This window comes from Collimonas sp. OK607 (assembly GCF_900111995.1).
Taxonomy (GTDB): Bacteria; Pseudomonadota; Gammaproteobacteria; order Burkholderiales; family Burkholderiaceae_D; genus Collimonas.
The window spans coordinates 41,959-64,447 of the sequence record NZ_FOKF01000028.1 but is presented as its reverse complement, the minus strand read 5'-3'; the positions used below and the strand labels follow the sequence as shown (position 1 = coordinate 64,447).

Below are 22,489 nucleotides of genomic sequence, written 5' to 3'. Positions count from 1 at the left end.
CCAAACATCTTAAACAAAGCCTTCATCACCCAAGAGTTCGCTCGCCAATCCTTCGGTTTCGTCTTGAGCGCTGGCATCGATTCAGCCTTTATAGCATTTCCGGCCTGCTGACGGCCAGTGGCATTTTGTGGCTGATCGTCCATTTTTTCCTGCGGGTAGCGGGTCAGTTCGGTGAAACCGTCAATCCGATCGAGCCATGGTCGATGAAACTACATGGTGCGGCGGCCATGGTAATGCTTTTCTTCGTTGGCAGCTTGCTGATCAACCATATTCGCCGCGCTCACCATGCGCACCGCAATCGCTATTCCGGCTGGAGCATGGCGGCTTTGTTAGCGTTGTTGACGGCGAGCGGCTACGCTTTGTACTACATCGCCAGCGAATCCAGCAGGCCGCTTTGGTCGGCCGGGCATTGGATCCTGGGCTTGCTGTTTCCACTATTGCTGGTACTGCATATTTTTCTGGGACGACGCGCAGCCCGATAGGCTGCCATCAATTTTTCTGCCAAAGCAGGATTTTTCAAACACAGTATAAGAGGAGTTTCGGTCATGAGTTATCACGCATCAAGCAAGCGCTACGACAATATGCAATACCGGTTCTGCGGCCGTAGTGGCCTCAAATTACCGTTGTTGTCGATGGGACTCTGGCATAACTTCGGCGACACCACGTCGCTGGCGCGCCAACGTGAAATGGTGCATACCGCATTCGATCTCGGGATTACCCATTTCGACCTGGCCAATAATTACGGGCCGCCATATGGCAGCGCTGAAACCAATTTCGGCCGCATCCTGAAAGAAGACCTGCGCCCTTACCGCGATGAGCTGATTATTTCGACCAAAGCCGGCTGGGACATGTGGCCAGGGCCGTACGGGCAGGGCGGCGGTTCACGCAAATATGTACTGGCCAGCCTCGACCAGAGCCTGCAGCGCATGGGCCTGGATTATGTCGACATCTTTTATTCGCACCGCTTCGATCCGGAAACGCCGCTGGAAGAAACCATGAGTGCGCTGGCGACGGCGGTGCAGCAGGGCAAGGCGTTATATGTCGGCGTTTCGTCCTATTCGCCAGCCAAAACCGCAGAAGCAGCCAAGCTGTTGCGCGACTGGAAAGTACCTTGCCTGATTCATCAGCCGTCCTACAACATGTTCAACCGCTGGATTGAACAAGGCTTGCTGGATACGCTGGAGCAGGAAGGCATGGGTTGCATTACTTTTACCGCCCTGGCGCAGGGATTGTTGAGCGACAAGTACCTGAACGGCGTGCCGGAAGATTCGCGCATTAATCGCGAAGGCGGCGGTTCGCTGCAGAAGGCCCACCTGAGTCCGGAAAACCTGGCACGGGTGCGGGCCCTCAACGAGATTGCCAAGACACGTGGCCAGAGCCTGGCGCAGATGGCGCTGGCCTGGGTGCTGCGCGACCCGCGTGTAACCACGACCCTGATCGGCGCCAGCAGTCCGGCCCAGATCCGCGAGAATGTGGCCGCCTTGCAGCGGCTGGATTTTTCGGCGGAAGAGTTGGCTGCGATCGATGTGCAGGCAAAAGAGGGCGGGATCAATCTGTGGGAACGTTCTTCCAACGGCTAAAACATATGTAGGGTGGGCACATCGTGCCCACGCGTTACCTTGGCGCCATGACTCCGTTTATCGCGTTCCGCGTGGGCACGATGTGCCCACCCTACATGAAAGCTGGTGTTTTATGCGGGCGCAAGTAACGCTTGGAACTGATCCAGAATCGTAATGACCTTGTCGTCGGACAAGGACAGCAGCCCCTCTCCCACATACCACTCGATATAGCTTTGCTGCGGCAACGCCGTGTGCCTGGCTTCGCCAAACAGCCAGATGCCGTGTTCCCTGGCCAATTGGTCACGTGCGGCATTCGCCACGTCGCGGTCGACCGGAAAATACACATGCAGCATATTGCAATGCGGTTGCTGCGGATTGATTTGCCAGTGCGAGTAGCGACTCAGCAACATATACAAATCCCGCGTGCGCTGCAGATATGCCGGCATCCGCGCCAGCTTCTCGTCGAACCGCATCGCTGCTGCCACCACATAGGGGGAGCGCTGATAGACATTGCCGCCCATGCGTTTCATCCATTCTGACGCGCGGGTAATGAAATCGCGCTTGCCCAGCAGCATTGCACCGCCCAGGCCGCCGATACCCTTGTAAAACGAAACATACGCGCTATCAAAACCAGCTGCCACGCTGCTCAGTGGCTTGTCATACCCGGTAGCAGCCTCCCACAAGCGTGCGCCATCCAGATGCAAATGAATATCTCTTTCATGACAGTATTCTTTGACCGCATTCAACTCTTCCCATGTCGGCAACTGGCCGCCAATTTCACGCATGGGCAGTTCATACAGCGCGGCTCCCAGGCGATCAGGCAGGGCTTTGAGGTCGTCCGCTGTCCATGGTCGATAAGGATTTCCGACATTGAGTGAGGTGAAGTGGTCGAGCAGTTGGTAATTGCTACGTTCGTGCACCAGTATGTGCGCCGTCGGATGGAGAGCCGTCAGCGGGTTGTTCCTGTCCTGGCAGGCGAGCCGAAGCGCCACCGTCTGGGCCAGCGTTCCGGTAATAACGAAATGGCCAGCCTCAAAGCCCAGCAGCTCGGCTACCTTGTTTTCGAAGGATTGAACCAGTTCACCCTCGCCATAGATGTCGTGACGGACGTCATGTGCCTGGCACCAGGCGGCCATCTCGGCAAAATCCTGGGCGGCGGAGCGTGGCAAGGAAGTGGAAAAGAAGGTATGGCATTGACTGCGTAGATTGGTGTTTGGCATAAAGTGTTTCTATAAGGTGCGTTTATAGCTTTAATCGAAAAATGTTTAATTGCTAATATTCTGGCGATTTACTTATGCTCCAGAAGAAATGTCATCGCATTTCGGAGTCGACTTGGCCGTAATATTGAATATGTCGTGCTTGTCTCAAAAGGACAAACACTTAAAGATACCTCAACCTATCCAGGAGTTGTCATGAACGGCTATACATTGTCTTACCAGGGTATCAAGTCGAGTTTTATATTGAGTCTTATATCGAGTTCCATATGAATATCAGCACATTCGATTTATTCAAGGTTGGTATCGGCCCATCCAGTTCGCACACAGTCGGCCCGATGATTGCGGCCAATCGATTCGCTGCCCATTTGCATGACGTCGATCTGCTGGATGCGGTGCACGCGGTTCGCGTCGAATTGTATGGCTCGCTCGGCGCCACAGGCAAAGGCCATGGCAGCGACAAGGCGGTATTGCTGGGACTGGAAGGAAACCTGCCAGACAACATCGACCCGGATCATGTCGAGCCGCGCCTGGCGGAAATTCGCAGTTCCAAAAAACTATTGTTGAACGGCACCCATCCGATAGACTGCGTGGAAAAAGAACATGTGCTGTTTTTCCGTCGCGAAGCGTTGCCGCAACATCCGAACGGCATGCGCTTTGTCGCCCTGGATGCGAGCGGTAGCGTGATTGCGGAAAAAGAGTACTACTCGGTCGGCGGCGGGTTTGTGGTGAGCAAGGAGGGACAGCGTGTCAACCTGGTGCAGGCGGGCAGCGTGCAAGCGGAGGGCGATTTGCCGTACCCCTTCCATTCCGGCGACGATCTGCTGCGAATGTGCGCTGAAAGCGGCCTCACCGTTGCCGCCTTGATGATGGAAAACGAAAAGCACTGGCGCTCGGCAGAAGAGGTGCGCACCAAGTTGCTGGGGATTTGGGACGTGATGGCGGCGGCGGTAAAGCGCGGTTGCTCGATTGGCGGCGAATTGCCCGGCCCGATGCGGGTCAAACGCCGCGCTGCTGAATTGTATCGGCAGCTGACGGAGCATTCCGAAGAGGCGCTGGCGGACCCTTTGTCCATGCTCGACTGGGTCAACCTGTACGCGATGGCGGTGAATGAAGAAAATGCCGCGGGCGGACGAATAGTGACTGCGCCGACTAACGGTGCGGCGGGCGTGTTGCCGGCGGTGCTGCACTACTACACCAGGTTCATACCCGGCGCCAATCTCGATGGCGTCATGACCTTCATGCTGACCGCAGCTGCGATCGGTTTGATCTACAAGGAAACCGCTTCCATTTCCGGCGCCGAAGTCGGTTGCCAGGGTGAAGTAGGCGTCGCCTGTTCGATGGCGGCGGGAGCGCTGGCGGCGGTCTTGGGCGGCAGTACCGAGCAGATCGAGAATGCCGCTGAAATCGGCATGGAACATAACCTCGGCATGACTTGCGATCCGGTCGGCGGTCTGGTGCAGATTCCTTGCATAGAACGCAACGCGATGGGTGCGGTGAAGGCGATCAATGCGGCCCGCATGGCATTGCGCGGCACCGGCAAGCATTATGTGTCGCTGGATAATGTGATCAAGACCATGATGCAAACCGGGGCCGACATGAAGACCAAATATAAAGAAACATCGCGCGGCGGTCTGGCGGTAAATGTCATTGAGTGTTGAGTTGTCGACCGTAATGACAACGCGCCACGGTTTCTTTTTGAGGAAAATTCGAAATGTGGCAGCCATCTGCCGACAAAAAACCCGCATTTGCGGGCTTTTTGTTTTATGTGGCGTCACGGAAGAGTTTTGGTTTTTGTTTTTTTAACTGCAACGCTGCAAACTGCGCCGGATTCGTCTACCATTTGCCATAAGGCACACCATAAAAACCACGACCCCACAGAATAACTTCCCTTTCCCAAAAGCATCTTCAATAGCAGAGATATCGGTTGCCTAGAAATCGAATCGATAGACATTGTGATAATGTCGCTGCCACTTAACGCTGCTATTTTATTTTCACTCGCGTATCCAGGAGACCATCAATGAGCACCCCAACCACTCTTTCTGCGGCCGAGCAGGCCCTGCGCGACGCTGCGCTCGAATATCATCGCAGCCCGACGCGCGGCAAGATCGCCGTGGTGCCGACCAAGCCTTTGTCGAACCAGCGCGACCTGTCGCTGGCCTACTCGCCGGGTGTTGCCTATGCTTGCCTGGCGATCCATGAAGATCCGGAAATGGCGGTGGAATACACCTCGCGCGCCAACCTGGTCGGCGTGGTCACCAACGGCACTGCCGTGCTTGGCCTTGGCGATATCGGACCGCTGGCAGGCAAGCCGGTGATGGAAGGCAAGGGCTGCCTGTTCCATAATTTTGCCGGTATCGATGTATTCGACATCGAATTGGCCGAGCGCGATCCGGATAAGCTGGTCGAGATCATCGCCGCGCTGGAGCCGACGCTGGGCGGCATCAACCTGGAAGACATCAAGGCGCCGGAATGCTTCTATATCGAAAAGAAGCTGCGCGAGCGCATGAAGATCCCGGTCTTTCACGACGACCAGCACGGCACCGCCATCATTTCTTCGGCAGCCTTGCTGAACGGCCTGGAACTGGTCAACAAGAAGATCGGCGAAGTCAAGCTGGTGGCCTCTGGCGCAGGCGCCGCAGCGATTGCCTGCCTCGACCTGATGGTTGAACTGGGCGTCAAGCGCGAAAACATATTCGTCTGCGATTCGCGCGGCGTGATCCATGATAAGCGCGAAGACAAGCTGGATGTCTCCAAACAGCGTTATCAGCAAACTACCGATGCGCGCACCCTGGCGGATGCGATTGTCAATGCCGACGTGTTCCTCGGCTGCTCGGCTCCCGGCGTGCTGACGCAGGATATGGTCAAGGCCATGGGCTCGCGGCCTATCATCCTGGCGCTGGCCAATCCGGAGCCGGAAATCCGTCCTGAGCTGGCGCTGGAAGCGCGGCCGGATTGCATTATCGCTACCGGCCGTTCGGATTATCCGAACCAGGTTAACAATGTGTTGTGCTTCCCTTATATTTTCCGCGGCGCGCTGGATTGCGGCGCCACCAGCATCACGGAAGCGATGAAGGTCGCATGCGTGCGCGAGATTGCAGATTTGACCAAGGCCGAGATCAGCGAAGAAGTGGCATCCGCCTATGCCGGTCAGGAACTGCATTTCGGCCCGGAATATATCATTCCGAAACCGTTTGATTCGCGCCTGATCTTGCGCATCGCCCCTGCGGTTGCCCGTGCTGCCGAAGAGTCCGGCGTGGCGACGCGTCCGATCAAGGACATGGATGCGTATCGCCAGTCGCTGATGCGTTTTGTCAGCCACACCGGCATGTTCATGCGCCCGGTTTTCCTGGCGGCGCGCGGTGAGCCGCAACGCATTGTCTACGCCGAGGGCGAGGATGAGCGGGTATTGCGCGCGGTACAGATCTCGCTTGAAGAAAAACTGGTGCGGCCGATCCTGATCGGTCGCCCGGCGGTGATCGAGGCACGCATCAAACGCGCCGGTTTGCGCTTGCAGGCCGGACGTGATTTCGAGCTGATCAATCCGGAAGACGACGTGCGTTTCCGCCAATACTGGGAGACCTATCACGAGATCAAGGCGCGCGACGGCGTTACGCCCGAGATGGCGAAATCGACGCTACGTCGTTCCAACACCACCATCGCTGCGCTGCTGGTCAAGCTGGGCGACGCTGACGGCATGCTGTGCGGCCTGGTCGGACGTTTCGATAACCATCTGGAACATGTGAGCGACATCATCGGCCTGCGTGACGGCGCCAAGTGTTTCGCCACCATGAACGGCCTGGTGCTTGATAAGCACACCTTGTTTATCGCCGATACTTTCGTCAACGACGATCCGTGTGCGGAGCAGTTGTCCGACATCGCCGCCATGGCGGTGGAAGAAGTCAAGCGCTTCGGCGTGCCGCCTAAAGTGGCGTTCCTGTCGCATTCGATGTTCGGTTCCAGCACCCGGCCTTCGGCCAAAAAGATGCGCGCCGCACGCGATTTGTTCGTCAAGCGCATGCCGGATGTCGAAGCCGATGGAGAGATGCATGGCGATGCTGCCCTGAGCGCAGAGGTGAGGGCGCAGTTCTTGCCGAAATCGACCCTGAGCGGTGATGCCAATGTATTGGTGACGCCGAATCTGGATGCCGCGAATATCCTGTTCAACGTGTTGAAAATGACGGGTGGCCAAGGTGTTACGGTCGGGCCGGTATTGCTGGGTGCTGCGGCTCCGGTGCATATCCTGAACCCGTCGGCGACGGTGCGTCGCGTAGTCAACATGACTGCGCTGGTGGTGGCAAACGCGATCTCCGCAAAACAGAAAGTCTGATAAGCAATGTCGGAAATAGGAAGGAGTAGGGTGGGCACGTTTTTGTGCCCACGCGTGACCGCGATAAGCGGAGTACTGACCCTTGCGGCACAGAAGTCGGCATATACGTAGAGTGAATTCCGCGTGGGCACAAAAGCGTGCTTACCCTACGGATAAAAAATTGGCCCACAGAAAATCCCCGTATCTGCACCTGCAGCGACGGGGATTTTTATATTGATGTAGGTGGATTCCTACAGTCCTTTGCGGTGGACGCCGATATGGTTCCGCGGCGCAGCGCGATAGTGTCTGTGTATGTGCAAATCGGCACTCTCGCTTGAGCCTTGGGCTGCGCCTGCCAATTACCGCTCCGGCAGATGGCGAGAACCCGCAACGTTATCAAGGATTGCTAACATGAGCTTCGCAACTGCACCTCGCATTTATTGCATCAATCCGGCACTTGTCTCGCTCCGAGGCTGGCCGGCTTTGCTCGACCATTGCGTCACGCTGGGCTTTGATCACGTGCTGCTGACCAATGCGCTCAATCTGGGCCAGCACCCTGATGCTGAAGCCGGCCTTCCATTGGATGAGTTGACAGCCGCCTGTTCTGACCGCGGCTTGCACCTGTTACTTGATATCGTGCTCGACAGAGTCTCGTCTGACGATCCACTGATCGATGCTTATCCATCCTGGTTCGAAAACAAGCCGTCACCTGACAATGCATCATCTGCCGGCGGCCAGCTCGTAACCAGCGACAGCGTCATCCATCTCCGCATGGCTGATTGTGCCGTACAGCGTGGTCTATACGCACTCTGGTGCCGACGCTTGCGGGGCTTGCTTGATGTCGGCGTCGCCGGGTTTGTCTGCAGCGCGCCTGCTGCGGTGCCTGTCACACTGTGGCGGGCATTGATGACAGCAACACGCAGCTACCGCAATTCGGTTAGTTTCCTCGCCTGGACTCCCGGTAGTTCGGCGCCACAACTTGATCCGCTGACTGATGCCGGTTTCGACGCAGTATTCTGCTCGGGAGCATGGTGGGATTATCAAGCTACGCGTTACGTGCGCGAACAAGATAATCTGATCGGCGACGCGACCATAATCGCTTTTCCGGAAACGCCTTTCGGTCCTCGCCTCGCGGGCCAGCTTAGCTTGACCGATGCCCCCTCGCGCCGACGCGCCAGCCTGCGCGCGCTGCGCTTTGCGGCGGCCAGCGGCAACGGCATCTTGATACCGATGGGCTTCGAACTAGGGCTGACCGTGCCGCTAGATACCGTGCTGACGCCGGTACAATACGCCAGTCTGTGCGAGGAAGCAGAAATCGATTTGCGCGATGAGATTCAACAGGCGAATCGTTTCATTGTCGATATCGGACGTTATTTTTTAGGCGCACCGGTTGCATTGCTGCGCAGTCCTGGCAGCGGACTGGCCTTGCTTCAACGTAGTACGCGCACGGGCCTAGGCGGTCAGCGCGACGACAACGCGCGTTTGTCCTTGCTGATTGTGGTGAATCAAGATCTGTATCAAACCTGGCAAGGCGATGTCGACGATATTTTTAACCATGTCGACGGCTACGTTGCCCAGGCCGATTTGTCGGATTGGAACGAAGGCCGGGAGGCGGCATTCTCTCTGCCGCAAGGCCCGTTGTTGCTGGAGGCTGCCGAGATCAAGCTATGGCTGGCGCGGGCCGCACCGTCGGGCATCGGTTGTGTCGACGGTGGCGATAGTCGGCAAGCGGCATAAGGATTTCAGACGAGCTTCAGGAAATTACACCGCGGTCCGGTGTTTTCGTTGAGAAGCGCAATCAGTTGGTCGGTATTCAGGCGGCCTTTCCCTATCAGCTTTTGCAGCGACTCGAAGGCTCGCACCATGCGCCGATAGATGGAAATCGACGGCAGGTGCGAATGGATGTCGCGTCCCGCGAATTTGGGAAAACGCTGCATATCCTTGATCAGGAATGACGCTATGTTGGCGTGTTCAAATTCGGTATCGCTATCGAATCCCAAGAATTTTACTTCGCACTGACGCGGGGAAATGCTGGCGGCGACCCGGTCCTTGTCCAGCGACTGTAACGCATCGTAGCCGTCTTCGATTGCCGACCACATGTCAAGAATGCGGACGACTTCTTTCACGATAGGCGGATCCGATCTGGCGTTACCGTCATACAGCGCGCCATATTTCCAGCGCAAGCCCCAGGTATTGCCGCTATGCAGTGCGGACTGGACAAACTTCGGATCAACCGCGCCCGCAATGTCCAAGTGCTGATGCACTTCGCACAGCATGGTCAATATCAATTTTTCAGCATCGCTTAATTCCATTGCAATTCCCGTTCAGACTCCTGCATTCGGATTCGTATATACTACAGAATAACTGTACGTTTATACAGTGTTAAAATAAATAAACTCGTAAATAAACTCGTCAATTAAGGTAACTGCCAGTTATTCCGGCGGCGTTGTGCCCCCGTTGTACCCTGTATTCCGACCATGAACAAAACGCTGGAAAACCGTTTCTACTATCTGGACAACTTCGTCACTGTTGTCGAGTCGGTTCGCGCCCGTTATCGCCATTTTCTGAGCAGCGAGGAACAGGCATTCGTCGATGGCTTCGGCAGTTTGCCGCAATCCTCCGCGGCATTGCTGGTGCGGATGGTGATGCGCAAAGGCGAGCTGTTTCGGCTTGGCAAGCTGCGTTACGACGAAATCGGCTGCACGGGAAATGCGGCGGCGCCATTGGTGCAGGCTGGCTGGATAAGCCAGCAGCCGCTGGTGGATATCGAACAGCTTTTCGGCGTGCTCACTAAAGTCGAAATCGCTGCGGCTTTTCCGCTGTTGAGGCATAGCAAAGTAACTCGCAAGAGTGAACAGTTGGCCTTCCTGCGCGAGGCAGGGGATGCGGGGGACGATACAGCGCGCATGCGCAGCCTGGCCGAATGGTGGCCTGATGCCGGCGATAGTTTGTTGCAGTTGTCCAGGCCGATTGCCGCGTTATGCGATCGCCTGCGCCTGATGTTCTTCGGTAATTTATATCAGGACTGGTCCGAGTTCGTGCTTTCCGAGCTGGGCATTTTCAAATATGAACAGTTTGATTTATCTCCCGCCATGCAAGGTTTCAGCAGCCGCCAGGATCTTGACGATTACCTGCACTTGCATGTTTGCCGCGAACGGTTTCTGAACGGCGAGGCGCCACATGCGGTGGTGGCTGAAATCGCCGCCAGTCCATATCCGAACGCCTGGCTGGAAGAGCGCCGCGGCAAGCTGCTGTTCCAGATTGCCCAGTACCATGAACGCAATGGCGAGTTGCCGCAGGCGCTGCGGCTGTATGCCGACAGCAGCCGGCCCGGAGCACGCTTGCGGGTGATCAGGGTGCTGGAGCGTTGGGGCCAGCTTGCCGTCGCGTTTGAGTTGGCGCAGCAGGCTGAACTGCAGGCTGAAAGCGAAGCCGAACAACAGCAGCTGCTGCGCGTCATGCCGCGTCTGCGGCGCGCGCTAGGCTACCCAAAGTTGCCGAAGTCTTCTACCGCAAGCATCATCCAGCACGAGGTCGCCTTGCCACGACCCGATCCCGGCATGTCGGTCGAGACTGCGCTCGGCCAGCACCTTGGCCGTGCAGACGCACCCGCACTCTATGTCGAAAATGCATTGATCAATTCGCTGTTCGGCCTGTTGTTCTGGGATGCCGTGTTCGCGCCGGTGCCGGGCGCTTTTTTCCATCCGTTCCAGAGCGGTCCGGCAGACCTGCACAGTGCCGATTTTCGATTGCGCCGGGCGCAGCAGTTTGAAGATGGGTTTGCCTTGCTTCACAATGGCGGCTACCGAGAGACCATCCGGCGGAATTTTCGGATCAAGGAAAATATCCAGTCGCCATTCGTGTTCTGGGGTGCGATCGACGATGATTTGCTTACCATGACGCTGGAATGCCTGCCGCCATTACATCTGGAAAAGTGTTTTGAGCGGATCCTGCAGGACATCAAGAGCAACCGTTCCGGTTTGCCTGACCTGATCCAGTTCTGGCCGGCAGAAAAGCGCTATCAGATGATTGAAGTCAAAGGGCCGGGCGACCGCTTGCAAGACAACCAGATCCGCTGGCTGGATTACTTCGCCAGCCATGAAATCCCGGTAGCAGTGTATTACGTGCAATGGGCCGGGGAAAGCGTGTGATGGCGCCAGATGCTTCCCCTGCTCGTTACGTGGTCGCGGTACGCGCTCTGTGTGAATTCACCGCAAAGCAGGGCGATCTCGACCTGCGCTTCACACCGTCGCCGACTGCGCAGGAAGGCATCACCGGCCATGCTGTAGTGGCGTCGCGCCGCTCCTCTTCTTATGAGTCGGAAGTCAGCCTGAGCGGCAGCTTCGGCCCGTTGCTGGTGCGCGGGCGCGCCGACGGTTACGATCCGCAGCTGAACCGGCTGGAGGAGGTCAAGACTTATCGCGGCGACCTCAGCCGTATGCCGGATAACCATCGTCATCTGCATTGGGCGCAGGTCCGGATCTATGGCCACCTGCTTTGCCAGAGCAGGCAGCTGGATGAACTGCAGCTGGCGTTGGTCTATTACGATATCGGCAGCCAGAAGGAAACCTTACTGACTGAACATCTGACCGCTGAGCTGTTAAAGCAGTTCTTCGAAGATCATTGCCAGCGCTTCCTGGCATGGGCCGAACAGGAAATGGCGCATCGTGCCGAGCGCGATGTGCAACTGACAGCCTTGCAGTTCCCGCACGCCGATTTCCGTCCGGGCCAGCGCGTGATGGCTGAAGCGGTCTACAAAAGCGCCGTTAGCGGCCGTTGCCTGCTGGCGCAGGCTCCCACCGGTATCGGCAAGACCATCGGCAGTTTGTTCCCGATGCTCAAGGCGAGCCCGGGCCAGGCGCTGGACAAGATCTTTTTCCTCGCAGCCAAGACCTCGGGCCGGGCGCTGGCGCTGGAAGCTGTGACGCGGATCAGGCAAAGTGCGCCGGCGCTACCTTTGCGGGTGCTGGAACTGGTAGCGCGCGACAAGGCTTGCGAACATCCCGACAAAGCTTGTCATGGCGAATCCTGTCCTTTGGCACAAGGATTTTATGACCGCTTACCGCAGGCGCGCAGTGCCGCGATCGAAGCCGGCGCGATGGATCGGGAAAGCCTGCGCCGAGTCGCCGCCGCGTATCAGGTCTGCCCCTATTATCTGAGCCAGGAGATGGCCAACTGGTCGGATGTGATCGTTGGCGACTACAATTACTATTTCGATGTGAGCGCCATGCTGTACGGCATGGCCAACGCCAACCAGTGGCGGGTGGGCGTGCTGGTTGACGAGGCGCACAACATGGTCGACCGCGCGCGCAAGATGTATTCCGCTGAAATGGAATACATCCACCTCAAAGTCTTGCGAAAAACCGCACCGCCGGCGCTCAAGCGCGGACTGGACCGGGTTAGCCGCCAATGGGGTGTTTTGAGCAAGGAACAGGAAGGCGAATACCAGCATTACGCCGAAATACCGGAGGCGTTTGTCGAGGCATTGCTGAGGGCGGTGGCCGATATCACTGACTATATGGTGGAGCATCCGGCCGCCATGGACAGCAACTTGCAGCAATTCTATTTTGACGCCTTGCACTTCACGCGCATGGCCGAGCTGTTTGGCCCGCATTCGCTATTCGATATCACCCTGCAGGGTGCGCACGGCAGTACTGGCAGTACTGTATGCATCCGCAATATCGTGCCGGCGCCTTTTCTTACGCCACGCTTTGCTGCCGCCCGTAGCACGGTGCTGTTTTCGGCAACGTTAAGTCCCTGGCATTTTTACAGCGATACGCTGGGCATGCCGGCCGACACGGCCTGGATCGACGTGCCGTCGCCTTTCACCGCGGATCAGTTGACGGTGCAACTGGTGACCGGTATCTCGACGCGTTTCCTGCATCGGGAGCGTTCGCTGTCGCCCATCGTCGATCTGATCGCGCGCCAGTATCAGCAGCAATCCGGTAATTACCTGATGTTTTTCAGCAGTTACGATTATCTGCAAAAGGTCGCTTCGTTGTTCGCCGAACGTTATCCTGAGATTCTGTTGTGGCTGCAGGCACGCCGCATGGATGAACGGGAAAGGGAAGATTTTCTGGCGCGCTTTACCGAGACTTCGCAAGGCGTTGGCTTTGCCGTGCTGGGCGGTTCGTTCGCCGAAGGCATCGATCTCCCGGGCGCACGCCTGATCGGTGCTTTCATCGCGACGCTAGGGCTGCCGCAGATCAATCCGGTGAACGAACAGATCATGCGGCGCATGGGCGAGACTTTCGGCAACGGCTATGACTATACCTATCTTTATCCCGGCATGCAGAAAGTGGTGCAGGCCGCGGGCAGGGTGATCCGCACGCAGCAGGACCGTGGCGTGGTGTATCTGATCGACGATCGTTTTGCGCGGCCGGAAATCAAGCAGTTGCTGCCGGCGTGGTGGCAAGTTGCATGAGTCAGTCGAATAGCTCTTGCCAGAAACTTTCCTTTTTCTTGGGACGGCGATAGTCGTTGTAATGCGAACCTTGCTGTGGCGCGTGGTACTCGGGCCGCGGTTGTTGCTGTCGTGGCGCAGGCGCCTGCGCGCTGGCCAATTCCTGCGTCGATTGCTGAATGATCTTGTCCAGTTCGCCACGATCCAGCCAAACGCCGCGGCAGCCGGGGCAATAGTCGATCTCGATGCTTTGGCGCTCGCTCATGACGAGCTCTTTGTCTTTACATACAGGGCAGTACATGGGCACTCTCCATATCGTTGAATTTTGGACCGGCAGGTCGTACCGACCCTGCCATGGGGGTTACTCTTTGTTGGCAAAACCCAGCAACTGCAGCAAGCTGGTGAACAGGTTGAATATCGAGACGAACAGGCTGACGGTGGCCATCACATAATTGGTTTCGCCGCCGCGCACGATATTGTTGGTTTCGAACAGGATCATGCCCGACATCAGCAGCACGAACACTGCCGATACGGTCAGCGACAAGGCCGGAATACTGAAGAAAATTGCCGCCAGTCCGGCCACGAAAGCGACCAGCACGCCGACTGTCAACATGCCGCCCATGAAGGACAGGTCACGCTTGGTGACCAGCGCATAAGCGGACATTCCCAGGAAAATGACAGCAGTGCCGGCCAGCGCCATCATCACCGTCAAGCCACCGTTTGGCAGATTCAGGTAATGGCTGATGATCGGTCCCAGGGTGTAGTCCATGAAACCGGTCAGCGCAAATACCAGCCCGACGCCGAGACCGCGGTCGCGGTATTTCGTCACCATGAACAGCAGGCCGAAATAGCCCGCCAGGGTAACGATGATGCCAGGGCTCGGCAAACTGAAAGCTACCGAAGCACCGGCGACGATGGCGCTGAAACCCAGGCACAGCGATAGCAACAGATAAGTGTTGCGCAAGACCTGGCGTGCCGCGCCATCCATCACCGTGGAGGTCGAATATCTGGCGTTGCTGCTTCTGTTTCGGAGAGTGTTGTAATGGTTGTTCATGATGGTCTTTCGTAATTTATTTACGTAAATTCGTTCGTAAAATCAGATCAGAGCGGCTTCAGTTACCGGTACCGTGTACTTGGTATGCCGGATCGATTTCGCTCGCGACAACAGACGGTCTATCGCCTGTGCGGCGCGATGCGCAGCCTGGTCGACCATGGCTGCGATATCGTCTCCTTTTTCGGTGACGACCACGGTCGGCAGACCGGGCAAAGTCAGGTGAAGCTGGCAATGTTTGTCGATGCCGCCCTTAGGTCCGTTCTGGTCGCTGATGCGCACCTTCATTGCCTGGATGCTGTAGTGTTTTCTGTCGAGCGTAAGGCTCAGGCGATGGATTACATACTCGCGCAGTCTGCGGCTGAGTTTTACACCTTTTGCAACGATTGTCGGTTTCATCAAAGACTCCAGTTCGTTTCAGGAGAAATCATCATATAGTCGCGACATATTTTTAAAAAGCGAAGATAATCGAATAATTACTTCTGAAAAACAGAACAATGAAATCATCGGGACTGAATTTTCGGCACCTGCATTATTTTTGGGTTGTGGCCAAGGAGGGCAGCGTCACGCGCGCTGCCGAGCGTTTGGGACTGGCTGTACAGACTGTCAGCACCCAGATTTCGTTGCTGGAGCAAGCGATAGGGAAGTCGCTGCTGGCGCCGCAAGGGCGGCGCCTGGTGCTGACCGAGGCGGGGCGTCTGGCGCTGGGCTACGCCGACCAGATTTTCCTGCTGGGCGAGCAGATGCAGGAAGCACTTGCCGCAGCTGAAGATGAGCCCACCATGCGGCTGGCAGTCGGCATTTCCGATTCGCTGCCGAAACTGATTTCTTCACGCCTGCTGGAAGCGGCGTTGCGGCTGCCGCAGCGGGTAAAACTGGTGTGTTACGAAGATAAGTTCGAATCGCTACTGGGCGACCTGACCCTGCATAAGCTGGACGTAGTGCTGACTGACCGCCCGGCGCCTTCCGGCACGGCATTGCGCGTATTCAGCCATTTGCTGGGCGAAAGCGACATCGCGCTGTTTGGCAGCAAAGAACTGGCGAAGCGTTGTCGCGCAACATTCCCGGCCAGCCTGAACGGCGCGCCGTTGCTGCTGCCTACGCGCAATAACGTGATTCGCGGGCGCATCGACCACTGGTTCGAGTCGCGCGATCTGCGGCCCGACGTGGTAGGAGAATTCGATGACAATGCGTTGCTAAATACCTTCGGCCGTAGCGGCCTTGGGTTATTTCCGGCGCCGTCCGCGCTCGCGGCAGACGTCGAGGAACAGTTTGGCGCGGTGCCGATTGGCGAGCTGGATCAGGTGCACGAACAATTTTATGCAGTTTCGAATGAACGCAAGATCAAGCATCCGGCGGTTGAGGCGATTTTATCGGCTATACATGGGAAAGTTTTTATTCCCGTCAAACGCAAGTGAATAGTAAATGAGCAATGACAAGCGAGCTATAACGTCGCTGACAGAGCACGCCGATGTTCGCCCGGACTGCTCCCGGTCCATTTCTTGAACGCCCGATGAAAAGCACTGGAATCGGCAAAACCAAGACTGATCGCAATATCTTCAATGCTCCTGGTCGAGCCGCTTAAATAGTTGATCGCCAGGTCGCGCCGCAGATTGTCTTTGATCGCCTGGTACGATTGTCCTTCCTGGCTAAGCTTACGGCGCAGGGTCGAGGCCGGCGTACGCAAATGTTTCGACATGTTGTCGAAGTCTGGCCACTCGGCCAGCGGCAGCCTGCGCAAACGGCGTCGAATGGTGGCCGCCAGGCTATCGTGATTGCTATATTTGACCAACAGATTGCCGGGTGCTTCGCGCAGGAAAGGTTGCAGCGAACGCTGGCTTTGCACTATCGGCAAAGCCAGGTACGCGGCATCGAATGTGATGCTGGTTTGCGCCTGGCCGAAGCGTGCCTGGTCGCAAAGCCGAATCCTGTAATCCAGACTGGCGGGGGTTTCCTCGCAACGGAAATCTGCCGACAACAACTGGATGCGGCGTCCGATCAGCCAACTGCCGACGCCATGCACGATCATCAGGAAGGTACCGTAGGCAAACATGCGGCGCGGGCTACCGGTTTCATTGATAACGATGCGGGCCAGGCCGTCTTGTTGCGAAAGCGTTGCCGACATATCGTCCAGCACCAGCCGCAGGAAATCTAGCATGCGCTCCAGGCCTTTGCCGAGGCTGGCGCTATGCAGGGCGCTGCGACATAGCATGTTGAAGCTGCCAACGCGCATCGGATGGGTATCCATGCCGAAAAATTCGTCATCCATGGCGTGCGCGATCAGGTACCACAGCCGGCCGTAATTGGCTGCGGCGACCCGTGCGTGCGGCGTACTCAGCCAGCGCGGAGAAATGCCGGCCTGGAGCAGCAGCGATTCAGTATCCATGCCGCGTTCGCGCATGCTGTGCAGCGCTTCGTCGACAAAACTGATGGCGATAGTCCCTTTTTCCCAGTCGTTCATAAATCCAATTAACAAACTATCGCTAGGTATTGCAATTTCGATCAATCCTGTTGATCGCTTTTAACATGGCTACCAGTCGCCAAGTATTCTAGACTTAGTGGTAGCAGTTCCATTTCTGATAACAACAAGAGCTGATTAAACCCGCCATTCTAGGTTAGAGGAGAACACTCATGTCATCTGCTTTGTCAGCCGATGCCGCAACCGCGGCTGCCGGTATTCCGGATTATGCCCAGTTTTATGCGGATTTCAGCGCCGACAGCATTGCCGCCGAGCTGTCCGGAAATTTGCAAACCGGCATCAATGCCTGCATTGAGTGCTGTGATCGTCACGCTACGCCAGGTCGCATCGCGCTGTTTTGGGAGGGCAAGAATGGCCGTAGCGCCACTTATACTTTTGCCCAGCTGAAAGAATTGTCAGGCCGTTTTGCCAATTTCCTGAAAGCGCAGGGCGTCCAGCCCGGCGATCGTGTAGCCGGATTGTTGCCGCGCACGCCGGAATTGCTGATTGCGATTCTCGGCACCTGGCGTGCCGGTGCGGTGTATCAACCCTTGTTCACCGCCTTCGGTTCGAAATCGATTGAATATCGGGTGGCCGCCAGCGAGGCCAGGCTGATCGTTACCGATGCCGATAACCGTTACAAGCTGGCAGAAGTGCCGGATTGCCCGCCCATCATGACCGTCGCCGGTGATAATCAAGCGCAAGCGGCCGATTTAGGTTTTGATTTCAATTTTTGGGCTGAGATGGAACGCCAGCCGACCGAGTTCGCGCCGGTAATGCGCAAGGCTGACGACGCTTTCATCATGTTGTTTACGTCGGGCACGACCGGGCCGGCCAAAGGCGTCGCGGTGCCGTTGCGGGCGATGCTAGCGTTTTACGTCTACACGCGGTATGCGATGGACGTGCGGCCGGAAGACGCTTTCTGGAATATCGCCGATCCAGGCTGGGCCTATGGTTTGTATTATTGCGTAACGGGGCCCTTGCTGATGGGGCACGCCATCACCTTCTATGAGGGGTCGTTCACGGTCGAAAGCACCTACCGGATCATCGATAAATACAAGATTACCAATCTGGCAGGTTCGCCCACCGCGTATCGGATGCTGATTGCCGGCGGCGAAGCGGCAGCCGCGCCGGTCAAAGGCCGTTTGCGCGCTGTCAGCAGCGCCGGCGAGCCATTAAATCCTGAAGTGATTCGCTGGTTCCGCGAGCATCTCGCTTGCCTTATCAATGATCACTACGGCCAGACCGAAACGGGTATGGTGTTGTGTAATCATCATGGTTTGAAGCATGAGGTGCATATGGGTTCGGCCGGCCTCGCAATGCCAGGTTACCGGCTGGCGGTGCTGGATGATGACCAAAATGAACTGGGAGTTGGTGAGCCGGGCGTGCTGGCAGTGGATCGCCGCCATTCTCCGGTGTACTGGTTCCAGGGTTATTGGCAGCAGGATGCCGACAACGGTGATTACTACATCACCGGCGATACAGTGGAGAAAAACCAGGATGGCAGCATCAGCTTTATCGGACGCGGCGACGATATCATCACCTCGTCGGGCTATCGTATCGGACCTTTCGACGTCGAAAGCGCATTGCTGGAACATCCTGCGGTGGTCGAGGCGGCGGTGGTCGGCAAGCCGGATCCCGAGCGCACCGAGCTGGTCAAGGCTTTTGTCGTCTTAAGCAAGGATTATCAAGTCAGTGAGGAACTGATCGCCGAGCTGCAGCAATACGTCAAGCGTCGCCTGGCCGCGCATTCCTATCCGCGCGAAATTGAATTTTTAACAGAATTACCCAAAACCCCAAGCGGCAAACTGCAGCGCTTCATCTTGCGCAATCAGGAAGTCGCCAAATCTAAAATGTAAAGAAGAGAAAAACATGCAAATTGAAAATAATGTATTCCTGATCAGCGGCGGCGGTTCCGGCCTGGGGGCGGCAACCGCCGCCATGCTGGTGCAGGGTGGTGCCAAGGTGGTGATCGCCGATATCAACCAGGAAGCCGGCGCCGCATTGGCGACGCAGCTGGGCGCCAACGCCCGCTTTGTGGCTACCGATGTGTGCAGCGAAGCCAGCGCGACGGCAGCGGTCAACACCGCTCTCACCGTATTTGGCGGCTTGCACGGATTGATCAACTGCGCCGGCGTGGCGCCGGCCAAGCGTATCGTCGGCAAGGAAGGGCCGCATGCGCTGGAAGATTTCAGCCGCGTGGTCCAGATCAATCTGATCGGCACGTTCAACATGATGCGCCTGGCCGCAGACGCAATGAGCAAGGGCGAGCCTAATGCAGATGGCGAGCGCGGCGTGATCATCAACACCGCTTCGGTAGCTGCATTTGATGGCCAGATCGGCCAGGCCGCCTACGCTTCGTCCAAGGGCGGGGTAGTGGCCTTGACCTTGCCGGCAGCGCGTGAACTGGCGCGCCACGGCATCCGCGTGATGACGATTGCGCCTGGCATCATGGAAACGCCAATGTTGCTGGGCATGCCGGAAGAAGTCCAGGATGCACTTGGGAAAATGGTGCCGTTCCCGTCGCGCCTGGGTAAGCCTGCTGAATTCGCCGCATTGGCGAAAACCATCGTCGAGACGGCCTACCTGAACGGCGAAGTGATTCGTCTCGACGGCGGGATCCGGATGGCGCCTAAGTAATTAACGGCGAATGGCGCCGTAGTGCTTGAGCAGTAATTGAGCAATTATTGAAATACAGAGCGGAAATACAGGGCGGCTGAACGCAGGTTTAGCCGCCTTGTCGTTTTACGATCTCTTTATTGAAGAAATCGTAGATGCCGTTCTCGCCCATGCGACGGGCGTCCGCCAGCTCGCCGGCCTTGGTCGAGTACAGTATCTGGTTGTCCGGGTTGAGCAGTACGGCGGCAGGAATACCCTTTTTGATCGGGTTGCCGTAAGACTGGGCGACGTCGAGATTTTTGTCGAAATTGCCGACGTCGACTTTCACCAGGATGAACTTGCCGTCGATCAGCGCCGCGCTTTTGCCGTGTATCGCTTTGTCCAGCTCGCGGCAATCGGTGCACCAGTTGGCGCCAAATACCAATATCACCTTCTTGTGGCTGCTCTTGGCCTGGCTTAATGCCTGGCTCACGTCGGTTTTGGCGTCAGCCTTTTCGTCATAGGGAAGCGGGGCAGCGGCTACCGCTTGCGCCAATAACAGCCCCAGGCATAGGGCGAAGAATTTTTTCATCTGCAATCCTGTTCAGGTTGGGTCTTTATCCGGAATTTGCCGAAGCCAGCTGCCGGATATTTTACGAATCCGGGCGTGTACCGAATAGTATATTTCGTTTTGGCAATCGGTGGGCCACCCTGGCTGACAGCGTGATTACGCAGTTTCGGGTTGTTTTGATATTGAACGATAGTGCCCGCTTTCGATCAGAGTAGGCGCAATAAGTTGTAAAGCCCCGTAAGTTTTGCCAAATTATGGCAAACTGCGGGCTGATTTCGGGAGCCCCGTGTTGAGCATCTTAAAAAATTTACCGTTCGAGTGGCTAGTCGGCATTCGCTATACCCGTGCGGGTAAGCGCAGTGGCCGTAACAGCTTTATTTCCTTCATCTCGCTGATATCGATGGCCGGTATTGCTCTGGGCGTGGCTGCGCTGATCGTGGTGCTGTCCGTGATGAACGGCTTCCAGAAAGACGTGCGCGACCGCATGTTGTCGGTGCTGGCGCACATCGAAGTGTTCGATGCGTCCGGCTCCATGCCGAACTGGGAAGAAGTCGCCAAACAAGCGTTCAAGAACAAGGAAGTGATCGGCGCCGCGCCCTATGTCGATGCACAGGCCATGCTGGTACGCGAGGGCGTGCTGCGCGGCGTCGCGGTACGCGGCGTCCTGCCGTCTGAGGAACCGAAGGTGTCGGATGTGGCCAGCAAGGTCAAGCAAGGCAGCTTCAATGACCTGAAGCCGGGCGAGTTCAATATTGTGCTTGGGATTGAGTTGGCACACGCTTTGAGCGTCGGCATCGGCGACAAGGTGACGTTGATGGCGGCGCAGGGGCAGGTGACACCGGCAGGCGTGATTCCTCGCCTGCGGCAATTCACCGTGGCCGGGATTTTCGAGGCCGGTCATTTTGAATACGATTCGACCCTGGCTTTCATCCATCTCGAGGATGCGGAAAAGATGTTCCGTCAGGATTCGCCGTCCGGCGTACGCCTGAAGGTTACCGACATGCTGCAGGCGCCGCAGATCGTGCAGCAGCTGGCGACCACGCTGCCGCCCAATTTGTATCTGCGTGACTGGACCCAGCAGAACAGCAACTGGTTCGCGGCAGTCAAGACTGAGAAACGCATGATGTTCATCATCCTCACCCTGATCATCGCGGTGGCGGCCTTCAATCTGGTGTCGACGCTGGTAATGACGGTGACCGACAAGCAGGCCGATATTGCAATCCTGCGTACGCTGGGCGCATCGCCAGGTTCAATCATGAAGATTTTCATGATCCAGGGCGCGCTGGTAGGCTTGATCGGCACTGCCATCGGGGTCGGGGCCGGCGTGCTGGTGGCCCTGAACATCGATGTCATCGTGCCATTTATCGAAAACCTGCTGCACGTGCAGTTCCTGCCGAAGAGCGTGTATGTGATTACCGAATTGCCGTCGGACTTGCGCTGGCCGGATGTCTGGACTATCGGCGGTGTCGCCGTGGTGCTGGCCTTCCTGGCGACTTTGTATCCGAGCTGGTGGGCTGCCCGGGTGAAACCTGCTGAGGCATTGCGCTATGAGTAATCCAAATAATCAGACCAACAATCAAACCGGCAATCAAATCGTCCTGTCCTGCCGTGGTTTGGGGAAAACCTTCACCCAGGGCAGTTATTCGGTGAAGGTGTTGAACGGCATCGATATCGATGTCTCCAAGGGCGAACAAGTGGCGATTGTCGGTGCTTCCGGCTCGGGCAAATCGACTCTGCTGCATTTGCTGGGCGGCCTGGATGCCCCGACCGCCGGCAACGTCAGCCTGCTCGGCAAGGACTTTACGACGCTGGGAGAAAAGACGCGTGGCGACTTGCGTAATAACGCGCTCGGCTTCGTCTATCAGTTCCATCATCTGCTGCCGGAGTTTTCGGCGCTGGATAATGTCGCCATGCCGTTGATGATTCGCCGCCTCAAGCGTAGCGATGCGCAACAGCAGGCGCGCGACATTCTGGCGCGGGTCGGCCTGGCGGAGCGTGTGATTCACGTGCCGGGCGAGTTGTCCGGCGGCGAGCGCCAGCGGGTGGCGCTGGCCCGGGCGCTGGTTACCAACCCGGCGTGCGTGCTGGCCGACGAGCCAACCGGCAACCTGGACCGCGCCACTGCGCAGATGACTTTCGACCTGATGCTGGAATTGTCGCAAACCTTGGGTACGGCGTTCGTCATCGTGACCCATGACATCGAACTGGCGCGCCGTTGCGGCCGTATCCTGCGGCTTTCAGAGCGCGGGCTGGAACCGTATCAGGACTGAAGTAGGACTGAAGCAGGATTGAGATGACGATGCCGGCGTCGCACGACTGCCGGCAT

19 protein-coding genes are annotated in these 22,489 nt (G+C 57.1%); 12 read left to right on the top strand and 7 right to left on the bottom strand.

Annotated features, from left to right (window positions below):
- The first annotated feature begins 125 nt into the window (after positions 1–125).
- Both BM029_RS18075 and mgrA read left to right on the top strand, forming a co-directional pair.
- A complete protein-coding gene (locus BM029_RS18075) occupies positions 126–482 on the top strand; it encodes a DUF4405 domain-containing protein (RefSeq protein ID WP_244545115.1) in 357 nt (118 codons plus the stop codon).
- A 63-nt stretch (positions 483–545) separates the two neighbouring features.
- Positions 546–1,580 carry an L-glyceraldehyde 3-phosphate reductase gene (mgrA, locus tag BM029_RS18070; protein WP_092438373.1) on the top strand — a complete coding sequence of 345 codons (1,035 nt, stop codon included), beginning with the start codon at positions 546–548 and terminating at the stop codon, positions 1,578–1,580.
- Positions 1,581–1,690: 110 nt separating this feature from the next.
- Here the strand turns inward: mgrA and BM029_RS18065 are convergent, their stop codons facing one another.
- The gene (locus BM029_RS18065; RefSeq protein ID WP_092438371.1) at positions 1,691–2,779 is read right to left on the bottom strand and encodes a threonine aldolase family protein; all 1,089 of its coding nucleotides are present in this window, start codon (positions 2,777–2,779) and stop codon (positions 1,691–1,693) included.
- Positions 2,780–3,042: 263 nt separating this feature from the next.
- Between BM029_RS18065 and BM029_RS18060 the strand changes: the two genes are divergently transcribed.
- The 3 genes from BM029_RS18060 to BM029_RS18050 all read left to right on the top strand — a co-directional run bounded on the left by BM029_RS18060 (position 3,043) and on the right by BM029_RS18050 (position 8,819).
- Positions 3,043–4,434 (top strand): L-serine ammonia-lyase, encoded by a 1,392-nt coding sequence (locus BM029_RS18060; RefSeq protein ID WP_092438369.1) that lies wholly within the window; start codon positions 3,043–3,045, stop codon positions 4,432–4,434.
- A 359-nt stretch (positions 4,435–4,793) separates the two neighbouring features.
- Positions 4,794–7,103: an NADP-dependent malic enzyme gene (locus tag BM029_RS18055; RefSeq protein WP_092438367.1), complete on the top strand. Its 2,310-nt coding sequence runs from the start codon at positions 4,794–4,796 to the stop codon at positions 7,101–7,103.
- A gap of 390 nt (positions 7,104–7,493) precedes the next feature.
- Positions 7,494–8,819, top strand: coding sequence for an alpha-amylase family protein (locus BM029_RS18050; protein WP_092438366.1), 1,326 nt, complete (start codon positions 7,494–7,496; stop codon positions 8,817–8,819).
- A gap of 5 nt (positions 8,820–8,824) precedes the next feature.
- Here the strand turns inward: BM029_RS18050 and BM029_RS18045 are convergent, their stop codons facing one another.
- Positions 8,825–9,394, bottom strand: a complete 570-nt coding sequence (locus BM029_RS18045) for a YfbU family protein (RefSeq protein WP_092438364.1) — start codon at positions 9,392–9,394, stop codon at positions 8,825–8,827.
- Between the two features lie 165 nt (positions 9,395–9,559).
- On the opposite strand from BM029_RS18045, the gene BM029_RS18040 reads away from it, so the two are divergent.
- Together BM029_RS18040 and BM029_RS18035 are read left to right on the top strand one after the other, a co-directional pair.
- Complete coding sequence (locus tag BM029_RS18040; RefSeq protein ID WP_092438362.1) at positions 9,560–11,233, top strand: VRR-NUC domain-containing protein; 1,674 nt, start codon at positions 9,560–9,562, stop codon at positions 11,231–11,233.
- Positions 11,233–13,506 (top strand): ATP-dependent DNA helicase, encoded by a 2,274-nt coding sequence (locus tag BM029_RS18035; RefSeq protein WP_244545114.1) that lies wholly within the window; start codon positions 11,233–11,235, stop codon positions 13,504–13,506. The genes BM029_RS18040 and BM029_RS18035 overlap by 1 nt, the downstream gene beginning before the upstream one ends.
- Before the next feature lies 1 nt (position 13,507).
- Here the strand turns inward: BM029_RS18035 and BM029_RS18030 are convergent, their stop codons facing one another.
- The 3 genes from BM029_RS18030 to BM029_RS18020 are packed head-to-tail and all read right to left on the bottom strand — an operon-like array spanning position 13,508 to position 14,935.
- Positions 13,508–13,786 (bottom strand): TFIIB-type zinc ribbon-containing protein, encoded by a 279-nt coding sequence (locus BM029_RS18030; protein ID WP_092438358.1) that lies wholly within the window; start codon positions 13,784–13,786, stop codon positions 13,508–13,510.
- A gap of 60 nt (positions 13,787–13,846) precedes the next feature.
- Positions 13,847–14,539, bottom strand: coding sequence for a Bax inhibitor-1/YccA family protein (locus BM029_RS18025; RefSeq protein WP_092438356.1), 693 nt, complete (start codon positions 14,537–14,539; stop codon positions 13,847–13,849).
- Between the two features lie 42 nt (positions 14,540–14,581).
- Positions 14,582–14,935, bottom strand: coding sequence for an HPF/RaiA family ribosome-associated protein (locus tag BM029_RS18020; protein WP_092415766.1), 354 nt, complete (start codon positions 14,933–14,935; stop codon positions 14,582–14,584).
- Positions 14,936–15,033: 98 nt separating this feature from the next.
- On the opposite strand from BM029_RS18020, the gene nhaR reads away from it, so the two are divergent.
- Positions 15,034–15,954 (top strand): transcriptional activator NhaR, encoded by a 921-nt coding sequence (gene nhaR, locus BM029_RS18015; protein WP_092438354.1) that lies wholly within the window; start codon positions 15,034–15,036, stop codon positions 15,952–15,954.
- Positions 15,955–15,980: 26 nt separating this feature from the next.
- Here the strand turns inward: nhaR and BM029_RS18010 are convergent, their stop codons facing one another.
- Positions 15,981–16,997: an AraC family transcriptional regulator gene (locus tag BM029_RS18010; protein ID WP_092438352.1), complete on the bottom strand. Its 1,017-nt coding sequence runs from the start codon at positions 16,995–16,997 to the stop codon at positions 15,981–15,983.
- Between the two features lie 170 nt (positions 16,998–17,167).
- Here BM029_RS18010 and BM029_RS18005 point away from each other — a divergent pair, with 170 nt between their 5' ends.
- Together BM029_RS18005 and BM029_RS18000 are read left to right on the top strand one after the other, a co-directional pair.
- Positions 17,168–18,853 carry an AMP-binding protein gene (locus BM029_RS18005; RefSeq protein ID WP_092438350.1) on the top strand — a complete coding sequence of 562 codons (1,686 nt, stop codon included), beginning with the start codon at positions 17,168–17,170 and terminating at the stop codon, positions 18,851–18,853.
- A 13-nt stretch (positions 18,854–18,866) separates the two neighbouring features.
- Entirely contained in the window at positions 18,867–19,634 is a 768-nt protein-coding gene (locus BM029_RS18000) for an SDR family NAD(P)-dependent oxidoreductase (protein WP_092438348.1), read from the top strand.
- An 88-nt stretch (positions 19,635–19,722) separates the two neighbouring features.
- Here the strand turns inward: BM029_RS18000 and BM029_RS17995 are convergent, their stop codons facing one another.
- Positions 19,723–20,184, bottom strand: a complete 462-nt coding sequence (locus BM029_RS17995) for a thioredoxin family protein (protein WP_092438346.1) — start codon at positions 20,182–20,184, stop codon at positions 19,723–19,725.
- A 268-nt stretch (positions 20,185–20,452) separates the two neighbouring features.
- On the opposite strand from BM029_RS17995, the gene BM029_RS17990 reads away from it, so the two are divergent.
- Both BM029_RS17990 and lolD read left to right on the top strand, forming a co-directional pair.
- On the top strand, positions 20,453–21,718 hold the full coding sequence (locus tag BM029_RS17990; protein ID WP_092438345.1) for a lipoprotein-releasing ABC transporter permease subunit: 1,266 nt from the start codon (positions 20,453–20,455) through the stop codon (positions 21,716–21,718).
- Positions 21,711–22,433: a lipoprotein-releasing ABC transporter ATP-binding protein LolD gene (gene lolD, locus BM029_RS17985; protein ID WP_092438343.1), complete on the top strand. Its 723-nt coding sequence runs from the start codon at positions 21,711–21,713 to the stop codon at positions 22,431–22,433. The genes BM029_RS17990 and lolD overlap by 8 nt, the downstream gene beginning before the upstream one ends.
- Positions 22,434–22,489 lie beyond the last annotated feature (56 nt).